The sequence below is a fragment of the Campylobacter sp. BCW_4338 genome (assembly GCF_001763255.1).
Lineage (GTDB): Bacteria > Campylobacterota > Campylobacteria > Campylobacterales > Campylobacteraceae > Campylobacter_D > Campylobacter_D jejuni.
This window is the reverse complement of the sequence record NZ_MJYJ01000053.1, coordinates 1-13480: the sequence shown is the minus strand read 5'-3', so window position 1 is coordinate 13480 and position 13480 is coordinate 1. Positions and strand designations below refer to the sequence as shown.

The 13480-nt window shown below is 35.4% G+C and carries 10 protein-coding genes and 2 rRNA genes; 3 read left to right on the top strand and 9 right to left on the bottom strand.

The genetic code is table 11. From position 1 onward, the window contains the following. The first annotated feature begins 97 nt into the window (after nucleotides 1-97). The gene (tenA, locus tag AJN69_RS05575; protein WP_070287948.1) at nucleotides 98-763 is read left to right on the top strand and encodes a thiaminase II; all 666 of its coding nucleotides are present in this window, start codon (nucleotides 98-100) and stop codon (nucleotides 761-763) included. A gap of 23 nt (nucleotides 764-786) precedes the next feature. Here the strand turns inward: tenA and sdhE are convergent, their stop codons facing one another. From sdhE to gpmI, 7 genes are all read right to left on the bottom strand, one after another. Then, entirely contained in the window at nucleotides 787-1644 is an 858-nt protein-coding gene (gene sdhE, locus AJN69_RS05570) for an 8-methylmenaquinol:fumarate reductase membrane anchor subunit (RefSeq protein ID WP_002933084.1), read from the bottom strand. Nucleotides 1645-1647: 3 nt separating this feature from the next. Further along, nucleotides 1648-2613 carry an 8-methylmenaquinol:fumarate reductase iron-sulfur subunit gene (sdhB, locus tag AJN69_RS05565; protein ID WP_004305991.1) on the bottom strand — a complete coding sequence of 322 codons (966 nt, stop codon included), beginning with the start codon at nucleotides 2611-2613 and terminating at the stop codon, nucleotides 1648-1650. Then, nucleotides 2610-4445 (bottom strand): 8-methylmenaquinol:fumarate reductase flavoprotein subunit, encoded by a 1836-nt coding sequence (gene sdhA, locus AJN69_RS05560; RefSeq protein ID WP_053872495.1) that lies wholly within the window; start codon nucleotides 4443-4445, stop codon nucleotides 2610-2612. The genes sdhB and sdhA overlap by 4 nt, the downstream gene beginning before the upstream one ends. A 339-nt stretch (nucleotides 4446-4784) precedes the next feature. Continuing rightward, nucleotides 4785-5195 (bottom strand): pyridoxamine 5'-phosphate oxidase family protein, encoded by a 411-nt coding sequence (locus tag AJN69_RS05555; RefSeq protein WP_079728974.1) that lies wholly within the window; start codon nucleotides 5193-5195, stop codon nucleotides 4785-4787. Nucleotides 5196-5201: 6 nt separating this feature from the next. Next, nucleotides 5202-5945, bottom strand: a complete 744-nt coding sequence (fabG, locus tag AJN69_RS05550; RefSeq protein ID WP_002861187.1) for a 3-oxoacyl-ACP reductase FabG — start codon at nucleotides 5943-5945, stop codon at nucleotides 5202-5204. Then, nucleotides 5935-6033 carry a hypothetical protein gene (locus AJN69_RS10530; protein WP_032599243.1) on the bottom strand — a complete coding sequence of 33 codons (99 nt, stop codon included), beginning with the start codon at nucleotides 6031-6033 and terminating at the stop codon, nucleotides 5935-5937. Before AJN69_RS10530 ends, fabG begins: the two co-directional genes overlap by 11 nt. Then, on the bottom strand, nucleotides 6017-7495 hold the full coding sequence (gene gpmI, locus AJN69_RS05540) for a 2,3-bisphosphoglycerate-independent phosphoglycerate mutase (protein WP_070210018.1): 1479 nt from the start codon (nucleotides 7493-7495) through the stop codon (nucleotides 6017-6019). The genes AJN69_RS10530 and gpmI overlap by 17 nt, the downstream gene beginning before the upstream one ends. Before the next feature lie 79 nt (nucleotides 7496-7574). Between gpmI and mraY the strand changes: the two genes are divergently transcribed. Next, nucleotides 7575-8636, top strand: a complete 1062-nt coding sequence (mraY, locus tag AJN69_RS05535) for a phospho-N-acetylmuramoyl-pentapeptide-transferase (protein WP_070210017.1) — start codon at nucleotides 7575-7577, stop codon at nucleotides 8634-8636. Further along, a complete protein-coding gene (gene murD, locus AJN69_RS05530; RefSeq protein ID WP_053872830.1) occupies nucleotides 8636-9844 on the top strand; it encodes a UDP-N-acetylmuramoyl-L-alanine--D-glutamate ligase in 1209 nt (402 codons plus the stop codon). The genes mraY and murD overlap by 1 nt, the downstream gene beginning before the upstream one ends. Before the next feature lie 180 nt (nucleotides 9845-10024). Here murD and rrf read toward each other — a convergent pair. Together rrf and AJN69_RS05520 are read right to left on the bottom strand one after the other, a co-directional pair. Continuing rightward, a 5S ribosomal RNA gene (rrf, locus tag AJN69_RS05525) occupies nucleotides 10025-10141 on the bottom strand. A gap of 276 nt (nucleotides 10142-10417) precedes the next feature. Beyond that, nucleotides 10418-13477, bottom strand: a 23S ribosomal RNA gene (locus AJN69_RS05520). Between the last annotated feature and the right edge of the window lie 3 nt (nucleotides 13478-13480).

Sequence of the window (13480 nt, the reverse complement as noted above, 5' to 3'; positions counted from 1 at the left end):
AAATTAAAATAAAGCGTATTTTACTATAAAAAGCTTAAAATATTTATAGTTTTTCATTATACTTGAAAATAAAATATTAAAACATAAAGGAAAAACGATGCTTTTCTCTAATTTAATCAAAGAAAATCAAAAAATTTGGGATGCTTATCTACATCATGATTTTGTTAAAAAATTAGAAGATAAAAGCCTAAAGCAAGAAAATTTTCTTTTTTATCTCAAGCAAGATTATATTTATTTGCTTAATTACGCAAAATGTTATGCAAGATTAGCACTTAACTCAAATACTGCAAAAGAACTTCGTTTTGCTATGAAATTTCAAAATTATATAGTTGAAGGAGAAATGGAACTTCATCGTGCAATTTTATCTCTTGGCATTAATGCAGATGAACTCGATACAAAAGATGAAAGTTTAGTCAATATAGCCTATTCGCGTTATATGTTAAGCGTAGGTGAAAATGGAGATTTTTTAAATATGTTAGTTGCTCTTAGTGCTTGCGCTATAGGCTATGCAAAAATAGGTGCTGAAATTATAAATCGTTTAAAAAATGAAAATTTAAAAGATCATCCTTACAAGGAATGGATTTTGACCTATGGAAGTGAAAATTTTCAAAATGAAGCTAAAGAATTTGAAGATTTTGTTAATTCTTATACTTCAAGTGTTAGTGCACAAAAATTCCAAAAACTCAGCGAAATTTTTCATACTGCAACACGCTTGGAAGTGGCTTTTTGGGAACATTCTTTAAGAATGGAATTAAATCTTTAAACATGGGCTTTTTGCCCATGTTTTTATGCAATTTTACTTGCATCAATAATATTATAATCTAAACCAACCATTTCTTTAGAAAGTCCTAATGCAAGTCCTACTAATTGTGATAAATGAATAATAGGCAATCTTGCTTTAGAATTAGTATAATCTTGAAATCTTTCTTGATAGATATCAAGCTGCATTTGACAAAGTGGACAAGGTGTTACAACACAATCAGCTTGATTTTCACTTGCATTATTAACAATTTGACTAGACATTTTTTTCACAGATTTTTCTGCAGGATAAGAAGCATGAAAACCACAACAATCAAGGCGTTTTTCAAAAGGAACTATTTTAGCCCCTAAAACTTCTACTACACTTTCAAAACTTTTTGGATTGGTTGAACTTTCTTTTTTACCGAAAGTATCTTCAGGTCTTAAACTATGACAACCATAAAATAAAGCTACTTTTAAATTTGAAAGCGGCTTTTTTACCTTGCTTTTTAAATTATCCAAATCCTCATAAAGCTCCCACAAAAGACTTGTAATAGGCGTTGAACCTTGATATTTCATTCCGCCTTGTGCTAAAAAAGTATTGATGCGTTCTTTTGCACCCTTATCAAGAGTATTTTTTGCTTTAGTTAAAGTTAGCATACAAGTACTACAAGTTGTAAGCATTGGCATTTTCATCTCTTCTGCTAAAGCAATATTTCTTGCATTAGCCACCAAAGTCGCAATAGGATCAACGCACTGCGCTTGAGAAGCCCCGCAACAACTCCACCCCTTAATTTCATTCAACTTCCAACCCAAAATAGGTGCAATAGCTTCAAGTGAAATTTTAGATTCTTTTGCAGCTTGAGATAAAACACAACCTGGAAAAAAAGCGTATTCTTTTTGCATATTTTACTCCTTAACAGCAGCTTCTTGTGCCGCCTTTATCATTTTAACCAAATCTTTATGTCCTTCTATTTCATCCTCGCCAAAAACATGCATAGGATTCATTTTTCCTGCACGCATAAGTTTAAAAGCTATATCTGTTTTGCCCATAGAACCTATAACACCCTCAGAACGCAAAGCAAGATAAATTTCATTCAAGCGTCCTGAACCTTCAACTAAATCTTTATAAAAAGCTTCAGCATGATCAGGCCCTAAGCCTTCATTTAAACCTTTTTTAATCGCCATCACTCTTAAATTTGCTATATCACTTACTGAACTTATACCCTTTGGACAACGATCAGCGCACTCTTGACAATGAACACAAAGCCAAAGTCCATTCATTACACTAGGTTTTACATGCAACATAGGATCCTTACCTCGAGAGTCTGCCGCTGCACGCCAAGCATGAGTAAAAACAAAAGGTTGCATATAATCGCTACTATCTGCTTCTAATTTATTACACTCTGAGGCACAGCTACCACATAAAATACAATCCCATTGCTTGCTAATACGATCAAATTCTTCTTGACTTTGTTTACAGCCCTTTTCCGCTGAAAATTCATTTTTTGCCACCATGGCAGGACGAATTTTTCTTAAATTTTCTATAGAAGGCTCCCAATCCACAATTAAATCAGAAATTACTCTAAAATTTCCAAGCGGAGAAATGCGTATACTTGAAGGATTATCATATTCTTTTAACAAATCTTGCATCTTAGTATCACAAGCAAGATAAGAATGCCCATTCACACACACTGCACAAGCCCCACAAATTGCAGATTGACAAGAGGCGGTAAAATTTAAAGTAATATCTTTTGTTTTTTTAATAAAAAGCAAAAGAGAGAGCAGAGTTTTTCCTTGTATATCCTTATCATCAATATCATAACTTTGTTCATATTTTTCCTTGCCATTAAAACGATCTATGATGATTTTCATTGTACTCTCCTTCCATCAAGTGAAAACTCAGTTACCACGACATCTTTATAACTAAGTTTTAATTCATCATTTTCTAAATTTACAATGCTATGTTTTAAGAAATTTTTATCATCTCGCTTTGGATAATCTTCTCTAGTATGAGCTCCACGGCTTTCAAGTCTATTTCTAGCTGCTAAACAAGCACAGCGAGAAAGTAAAATCAAATTACCAAGCTCTACATAATCTGTAAAAGCAGTATTCATCACTTCATTAGGATTTGGAATACGAATTTTTTCATATCTTGCTTGTATATCTTCTAAATTTTTTGCTAGAAGATCGAGTTTTTCTTGAGTTCTAAAAATCCCCATATTATCCCAATTTTGACTTCCTAGCTCTTCTCGCAATTCATACATTTCTTGACCATTTCCGCCATTATTTGTAATTTCTTTAAATCTAGCCTGCCATTTTTGCGCAAGTTCATGAGTTTTTGCCCCTTTTCCAAAACTTGCATCTTTGGCATAATTTGTCGCACCAATGCCTGCTAAATGCCCCGTTACAACTGCATCGGCTAAAGAATTTCCCCCTAGTCTATTAGCTCCATGTATAGAAATACAAGAAGCTTCTCCACCTACATAAATTCCAGCAATTTTAGTACTCATATCTTCAAATTTAGCCACTTCAATTCCACCCATAGAATAATGCGCCGTTGGACGGATAGGTACAGGAGTATCCACTAAATCAATATTCTCAAAAAGCATTGCAGTATGACGAATTTTTGGTAAATCTTTTAAAATTTTTTCTTTTCCTAAGTGGCGTACATCGCACAAAACATAAGCTCCAAGTCCCTCGCCATAACCTCTACCTTCGCGAATTTCTGTTTCTATAGCACGCGCAACCACATCTCGCGGTGCAAGCTCCATTTTTTCATGGTAATTTTTCATAAAACGCTCACCACGATTATTTAAAAGATATCCCCCTTCACCGCGTGCCGCTTCTGTAATAAGAGTTCCACCATTTGCAACTCCTGTTGGGTGAAATTGTATCATCTCAGGATCTTCAAAACCAAGTCCTGCTCTAAGAGCAGCTGCCACGCCATCTCCTGTGGCAATAAAAGGAGTTGAAGTTCTATTATAAAATATCCTTGTGTATCCCCCTGTAGCAATCACCAAAGCTTTGCATAATACAGGATAAATTCCACCGCTTTGTATATCTCTTAAAACGACACCCTCGCATTTTCCATCCACAACACCTATATCCAAAAGTTCATGATCCATTAAAAATTTCACACCACTACTAATAGCATCATCTAAACAAGAATGCATTAAAATATGACCTGTTTTATCTGCAGAATAATTACAGCGTTTCTTAGAAGCTCCTCCCATTAAACGCTGAGCTACTCCACCTTGCTCATTTCTTGAAAACAAGGTTCCTATAAAATCCATATTAAAAATAGCCTTTCCAGCTAATTCACAAAATTTTAAAGCCGCATCTTGATCTACCAAATAAGCTCCGCCTTTAATAGTATCATAAGCATGTAATTTATAGGAATCTCCATTAGAAAAATCAGTAACTCCATTAATTCCACCCTCTGCCATACAAGTTGCGTTACGCGATGGCATCATCTTTGTAGCTACTACAACGCTTAATTTTGGATTTTCTTTTCTCACTGCGGTTGCAGCACGCAAACCTGCTCCACCTGATCCAATTACCAAAACATCGCAAGAAGGTAAATTTGTATCTTTATCCATCTTAGATGAATCATCTAAGGCATAAACTCCACTTGAACTTGCAGCTAAAGCTCCTACACTAATACAGGCTGTTTTTATAAAATCTCTTCTAGAAAATTCACCCATATCATTCTCCTTATTTAAAAAAAATTAATAATAATTTTTTAATGTAAGTCAATCTTACATAACCGCATGCCAAAAATCCAAAAACAAACTCTCCTTTCAATATAAAATGGATTAAAAACAAATTTATAATTTAGTAAATATAAAAAAGCATAAGATAAGTAATCAAAGAAGATAGATGAATATAATAAAATAAATATTAAAAAGTTTTTGCAATATATCATAATCTATTCCTTGCAAATTAAACGGAATGATTATACCTTAAAAAAATAACAAAAAGTTAATATTAATTAAGATAATATTTATCTTAATTAATATATAGTTAATAAAATTATCAAATCATTAAGCCTTAAAAAGCTTAAATTCTCCATTCATAAATTGCATTCTAGCGCTTAAATGTTCGAGATAAAAAACTTCAAATTTTGGATTTTGCGGAGTTTCATAAAGATTTACAAGATAAGGATATTTTTCAAACATCATTTTTTTAACTTCTAAATTTGATTCAAAAACCGCATTAGCCCTAAGTCTTAAAAAAGTCCCATCTTTTGCACAAGAACAAAATTCAATACCATTATAATTTTTTATATGCTTAAAAAGTCCTTTTGTGTTTGCTGTGCAAAAATAAATTTTATCTCCCACAAGCAATGGACTTTGTATAGGACGCACTCTAGGATTTCCACAAGTTCCTAAAGTGGCTAAAAATGCCGGTACATTATCATCTAAAAATTGTGCTATTTCTTTTAAATCCATCATTTTTCCTTACATATATAAACCACCATTGATCTTAAGCACATCGCCTGTCACATAAGAGGCATAATCACTGAGTAAAAACGCTACACAATTAGCCACTTCTTCAGGTTCTGCAAAGCGTTTTAAAGGAATATTATCTTGATAAGCTTGTTTGATTTCATCACTTAAAACTTCAGTCATATCGCTTTTTATGAAACCTGGAGTTACACAGTTAAAGCGTAAATTTCTACTTGCTCCTTCTTTAGCAAAAGATTTAGTCATAGCTATCATTCCACCTTTACTAGCAGAATAATTTACTTGTCCAGCATTGCCCATTTCTCCGACAATAGAAGCGATATTTACAACAGCACCAAAACGTTTTTTACTCATGGTTTTTAAAGCTTCTCTACAACCTAAAAAAGCTGAGCTTAAATTCGTATCCACAACGCCACTAAAGTCCTCTAATTTCATTCTTAAAGCAAGTTTATCATTTGTAATGCCTGCATTATTTACAAGATAACTTAGTTCTCCATCGCTCTCCACTATGGTTTTTACACCGTTTTCAAACTCATCTTCTTTACTTGCATCAAATTTAATCACAGCAGCAACACCACCACTTGCAATAATTTCATCTTTTAAAGCATCCGCAAGTTCAGGTTTTGAACGATAATTGATCCAAACTTTAAGCCCAAAACCTGCCAAAGTTTTTGCAATAGAAGCACCTATTCCCTTACTTGCTCCGGTAATTAAAACATTTTTTCCGCTAAATTTCATTATCTATCCTTAATAAGTTTAATTTTAAAAATTGCAATCTTAACAAATTTCTTACAAAAAAGGCAAACAAACTAAAACAAAGCCTCATTCATTTCTTTTGGAATTTCTAAGTCTAAAATTTTAAGCACGCTTGCAGCTATATTACTCAGCCCCATATTGGCTTTAATCTTTGAAACTCCCTTTGCTTGCACAAAAACAAAAACATCAAAAGTGGTGTGATTGGTAAGCAAATTTCCTTTTTCATCTTGCATAGCTTCGCAATTTCCATGATCACTTGTAATGATAAAAGCATAATCATGCTTTTTTGCACATTCTACAATCTCGCCCAAACAAGTATCCACCGCCTCAACAGCCTTTATAGCAGCATTAAAATCGCCTGTATGTCCCACCATATCTCCATTTGCAAAATTTACCACTATAAAATCCTCACCCTTTTCTATACCTTTTTTCACTGCATTACACACTTCAAAAGCACTCATTTGGGGTTTTTCATCATAGGTTTTTACCTTAGGACTTGGGATTAAAACCCTTGTTTCATTTTCCAAAAGCTCTTCTTTTCCGCCATTAAAAAAGAAAGTTACATGGGCATATTTTTCGGTTTCTGCGGTATGAAGCTGACTAAGCCCTGCTTTAGAAATCACTTGCGCTAAAGTATTTTCAATTTTTTCTTTTTCAAAAAGCACAGGGAGTTTAAATTTATCATCATAAACACTCATAGTAAGTAAATTTTCAAAGATTTTTTCGCGTTCAAACTCTTTAAAATCTTTAGAATTTAACACTTCAACGAGTTGTTTCATTCTATCATTTCTAAAGTTAATAAAGATAATGCCATCTTCTTCTCTCATGCCCTTGTAATTCTCATTTTGAGCTGCTTTGATAAATTCATCAGTAATATTTTCATCGTAAGATTTTTGCATGTATTCTAACAAATTTGACACGTTATAAGCCTTACCCAATAAACACTCATAATACTCTTTTACCCTATCCCAACGCTTATCTCTATCCATAGCATAAAAACGCCCACAAAGCGTAGCAAAATGCACACCTAAGTTTTCACAAAATTCTTTTAAATCTTTTATGAAATTTAAACCACTTTTTGGACTTACATCACGCCCATCAGTGATTGCGTGAGCAAAAACTTCATTGCCATTTTTCGCACAAATTTCAAGCATGGCTTTAAAATGCGTATCCATAGAATGCACCCCGCCATCACTATAAAGCCCTATAATATGCACTCTTTTACATTTTGCTAAAAGTTTTTGCAAATTCTCATTTTTTTCAAGCTCTTTGTTTTCAATGGCTTTATTAATACGCACTAAATTTTGATAAATAATACGCCCACTTCCTATACACATATGCCCTACTTCACTATTTCCCATTTGTCCTTCTGGTAAACCTACAGCCAAACCACTCGTTTTTAGTAAAGAATTTGGAACTTCCTTGAAAAGCTTTTCATAACTTGGTTTTTTAGCTGCTTCAAAAGCATTAAACTTACTATTTTTATTATACCCTATTCCATCTGTAATAATTAAAACACATTTTTGCTTCATTTTTCTCTCTTTTATAAGAATTTTTTTGGTTAGATTTTACTAAAATTAAACTTTTAAAAACCAAAAAGAAGGCTAGGTTTTGTATTATCTTTCAGATTTAAGTCATTATGCTTTTTTTACTTATATTAGTGTGCGTGCAGGATTTGCATTTTTTATCGCTTTATGTTTGTCTTTATTTTTAATGCCTAAATTTATTGCTTGGGCTAAAAATAAAAACGCTAGTCAACCTATTTACGAATACGCTCCAGAAACTCATAAAACCAAATGCCATACTCCAACTATGGGTGGACTTATTTTCATCAGTTCTGCAGTAATTGCAAGTTTATCTTGTATCAAATTTGATAATATTTTTGCTATAAGTGCTTTGCTTTGTTTGATACTTTTTTGTTTGATAGGACTCGTAGATGATTTAGGTAAAGTTCTAAAAAAAGATAATCACTCAGGACTTAGCCCAAAAATGAAGCTTTTAGCGCAAATCATCGCAGGACTTATTTGTATCTTGCCTTTATATTTTAGTTCAGAACTTAGCACAGAACTTTTTATACCTTTTTACAAACATCCTCTTTTTGATATGGAAATTTTTGCCATTGCTTTTTGGATTTTGGTTTTAATTTCTAGCTCTAATGCTGTAAATTTAACCGATGGACTTGATGGCTTAGCTACAGTTCCAAGTATTTTTTCTTTATCTACTTTAGGAATATTCTTATATTTGAGCGGAAATTTAAATTATAGTGAATATTTACTTTTGCCAAAAATTCAAGGTTTGGGCGAAGTGGTGATTATTTGTGCTGCATTAATCGGTGCTTTAATGGGATTTTTATGGTACAACTGTTATCCTGCGCAAGTTTTTATGGGAGATAGTGGAAGTTTAGCTTTAGGTGGCTTTATAGGATTTTTAGCCGTTATTAGCAAAAATGAAATTTTACTTTTACTCATAGGTTTTGTTTTTGTTCTTGAAACTGTTTCTGTAATTTTACAAGTTGGAAGTTTTAAAATTTTTAATAAAAGAGTATTTAAAATGGCGCCTATTCATCATCATTTTGAAAAAGTTGGCTGGGTAGAAAATAAAATTATAGTGCGTTTTTGGATGATAGCCTTACTTTCAAATTTACTTGCACTTGCATCAATAAAGCTAAGATAATGAAAATTTCACTTTTTGGATACGGAAAAACCACACGTGCTATTGCTGAAAATTTGGTAGATAAATTTGGGCCTTTTGATATTTATGATGATCATTTTACAGAAACAAAAAAAGATACACTAGGAAATTTACTTTTAAATCCTAATGATTTTGATGATAATTTAAGCGATATTGAAATTCCTAGTCCAGGTTTTCCACCAAAGCACAAACTCATTCAAAAAGCAAAAAATTTACAAAGCGAATATGACTTTTTTTATGATATCATGCCAAAATCCGTTTGGATAAGCGGAACCAATGGCAAAACCACTACCACTCAAATGGCAACGCATTTATTATCACACATTGGTGCTGTTATGGGTGGAAATGTTGGAACTCCTTTAGCAGAGCTTGATCCTTATGCAAAACTTTGGATACTTGAAACTTCATCTTTTACCCTACACTACACTCATAAAGCTAAACCTGAAATTTATGCACTTTTACCTATAAGTCCTGATCATCTTTCTTGGCATGGAAGTTTTGATAATTATGTTCAAGATAAGCTAAGCGTTTTAAAAAGAATGAATGAATGTGATGTAGTAATACTGCCTAAAATTTATGCAAATACTCCAACAAAAGCTCATAAAATAAGCTATGAAGATGAAAAAGATCTAGCTGTTAAATTTGGCATTGATACGGAAAAAATTTCCTTTAAAAGTCCTTTTTTACTCGATGCTATCATGGCTTTAGCTATAGAAAAAATTCTACTTGATACTTTAAGCTATGAGCTTTTAAATAGCTTTGTAATGGAAAAAAATAAACTCGAAGAGCTAAAAGACAGTCAAAATAGGCTTTGGGTAAATGACACTAAAGCTACAAATGAAAGTGCTGTAATGGCTGCACTTAGTCGCTATAAAGATAAAAAAATCCATCTTATCATAGGGGGAGATGATAAGGGTGTAGATCTTAGCAATTTATTTGATTTTATGAAAAATTTTAACATAGAACTCTATGCTATAGGTATTAGTACCGAAAAAATGCTTGATTATGCAAAAAAAGCGAATTTGAAAGCCTATAAATGTGAAGTTTTATCTAAAGCTGTAAATGAAATTTCAAATCACTTAAGAGTCAATGAAGTGGCTCTTTTAAGTCCCGCTTGCGCAAGTTTAGATCAGTTCAACTCTTACGTAGAGCGTGGAAAAGTCTTTAAAGAATGTGTGAATAAAATTTAATTTATTATACAATCCATACAAATATATTAAACTTTCCAAACTCCTAAAAACACCCTATTCTCTTAAAAACCCTAAACAGCAACAAACTCTTTTTTAAACACAATTCTAAGCATCATCTAAAACAACAATAAAAATAAACATAGGATTTATATATAAAGTAAGCAATGAAGACATTTAACAAGTCCGCAATGAGCTACTTTCCCCCTGCCAGTAAGGCGTAGTATCATCACCCACGATGTGCTTAGCTTCTTGGTTCGGGATGGAGCAAGGCGTTTCCACATCTGTATAATCACGGACATTGTTATTTAAATATTCTTTGAAAGATTTAATTTATAAATAAAGCTTAATCTTTTATTTCTTTATTTTTTTCTTTATTCTCTTTCTTCTTTACTTATCTTTTATCTTTAATAAGTTTTTATATAGAATACTTAAAAAACAATGTTAAGAGCAAGTTCTAATACAAACTCTACTTGAAAGATTTTATTAGCTTAAAAACATAATGTTTATATAAATATTTCATATAAAACATTCAAAGCTTTCTTAAAAACCTTAACAAGGAAGTGATGCTTTATTAAAGATAAGCCAAACGCTCTATTAGTACTGGTCAGCTAAAGGACTTTCATCCATTACACACCCAGCCTATCAAACTAGTAGTCTTCTAGAGAGCTTAGAGAAGATTCATCTTAGAGTTGGCTTCACGCTTAGATGCTTTCAGCGTTTATCCTTTCCAAACTTAGCTACGCTGCGATGCTCTTGGCAGAACAACAGCTACACCAGTGGTTTGTTCAACCCGGTCCTCTCGTACTAGGGTCAAATCTCTTCAATCTTCTTACGCCCACGGCAGATAGGGACCGAACTGTCTCACGACGTTCTGAACCCAGCTCGCGTACCGCTTTAAATGGCGAACAGCCATACCCTTGGGACCTGCTCCAGCCCCAGGATGCGATGAGCCGACATCGAGGTGCCAAACCTCCCCGTCGATGTGAGCTCTTGGGGGAGATCAGCCTGTTATCCCCGGGGTACCTTTTATCCTTTGAGCGATGGCCCTTCCACACAGAACCACCGGATCACTAAGACCGACTTTCGTCTCTGCTTGACTTGTATGTCTTGCAGTTAAGCTGGCTTATACCTTTATACTCTACGAACGATTTCCAACCGTTCTGAGCCAACCTTTGTAAGCCTCCGTTATTATTTGGGAGGCGACCGCCCCAGTCAAACTACCCACCAGACATTGTCCCACTTGAGGATAACTCAAGCTGGTTAGCTACCCAAATAAGAAAGAGTGGTATCTCAACAACGGCTCATATACAACTGGCGTCATATACTCAAAGCCTCCCACCTATCCTGCACATTCTTATCCAAGTAGCAGTGTCAAGCTGTAGTAAAGGTCCACGGGGTCTTTCCGTCTTGCCGCGGGTAGGAGGAATTTTCACCTCCACTACAATTTCACTGGATCCCTCTTTGAGACAGCTCCCATCTCGTTACGCCATTCATGCAGGTCGGTATTTAACCGACAAGGAATTTCGCTACCTTAGGACCGTTATAGTTACGGCCGCCGTTTACTCGGGCTTCGATCAAGAGCTTCGCTAATGCTAACCCCATCAATTAACCTTCGAGCACCGGGCAGGCGTCACACCCTATACATCCTCTTACGAGTTAGCAGAGTGCTGTGTTTTTGGTAAACAGTCGGGAGGGACTCTTTGTTGTAAGTTTCCTTGCTTTCGGAGTAAATCCTAATACAAAGCTAACCACACCTTATACCGAAGATACGGTGCTATTTTGCAGAGTTCCTTAAAGAGAGTTCTTCCACGCGCCTTAGAATACTCATCCCACCCACCTGTGTCGGTTTACGGTACGGGCAACATTAGCTAAACTTAGAAACTTTTCTTGGCTCGACGGCATCAGGGGTTCTTCTATCCATCCGAAGACTTCAAAAAGCCTTTCAGTTCTCGGAGTATTGTTATACGGATTTGCCTGTATAACCTCCTACGACCTTAGACTAGCACTTCCATCCGCTAGCCCCCTTAGCCCTAAGCGTCCTTCCATCGCACACTAATGTTGGTATTGGAATATTAACCAATTTGCCATCGTCTACCCCTTTCGGACTCGACTTAGGACCCGACTAACCCTACGATGACGAGCATCGCGTAGGAAACCTTGGGTTTACGGCGTTAATGATTCTCACATTAATTATCGCTACTCATGCCTGCATGCTCACTTCTATTCGCTCCAGCACTCCTTACCGGTATACCTTCGACGCAAATAGAACGCTCTCCTACCACTTGCACACAACTTAAACTACTTAAACTTTAAACCAAGAATATTTTTACTGATTTTACTAAGCTTTATTTCTATCTTTACTCTATAAAAATCAGTAAAAATATAACTTAAAACATATAACTTAGTTTTTTTATATTCTAAACTTAAATAATCTAAGTTGTGTGCAAGTCTACAGCTTCGGTACTTACTTTAGCCCCGTTATATTTTCCGCGCAAAATCACTAGACCAGTGAGCTATTACGCTTTCTTTAAAGGATGGCTGCTTCTAAGCCAACCTCCTGGTTGTTTAAGTAACTTCACATCGTTTTCCACTTAAGTAAGATTTAGGGACCTTAGCTGGTAGTCTGGGTTGTTTCCCTCTTGACGACGGATTTTATCACTCGCCGCCTGACTGCTGTGATTACATATAAGGTATTCGGAGTTTGATAGGGTTTGGTACATTGGTGTATGCCCTAGCCCATTCAGTGCTCTACCCCCTTATATTACGACACAACGCTATACCTAAATATATTTCGGAGAGAACCAGCTATCACGAAGTTTGATTGGCCTTTCACCCCTATCCACAAGTCATCCCGGGGCTTTTCAACGCCTATGGGTTCAGTCCTCCACTAGTTCTTACACTAGCTTCAACTTGCTCATGGATAGATCACTTCGTTTCGGGTCTGCAGCATCTGACTAAGCGCCCTATTCAGACTCGCTTTCGCTACGGCTTCGCGTTTGCTTAACCTTGCCAGACACCACAACTCGCAGGCTCATTATGCAAAAGGCAGTCCATCACACTGTATTGCTACATAGTGCTCTGAATGATTGTAAGCAAATGGTTTCAGGTTCTATTTCACTCTGATCACCTCAGTTCTTTTCACCTTTCCCTCACGGTACTTGTGCACTATCGATCTGGTATTAGTATTTAGGGTTGGATCGTGGTCGACCCGGATTCAGACAGGATTCCTCGTGTCCCGCCCTACTCAGGATACTGCTAGCTAAGCTTTGTTTTTCGCATACGGGACTATCACCCTCTATGGCTATACTTTCCAGAATGTTCTGCTAAACTCAGCTCTTGCACATTGCAGTCCTACAACCCCCAGTGCAAGCACTGGGTTTGCCCTCTTGCGCTTTCGCTCGCCGCTACTGACGCAATCTCTATTGATTTCTTTTCCTGAGGGTACTAAGATGTTTCAATTCCCCTCGTTCGCTCCTATATAGGTAATGTATATCTCTATACATTGGGTTGCCCCATTCGGAAATCTACGGATCAAAGCTTCTTGACAACTCCCCGTAGCTTATCGCAGTCTAGTACGTCCTTCATCGCCTTTACCAGTCAAGGCATCCACCATTCGCTCTTAGTAGCTTACCTTTT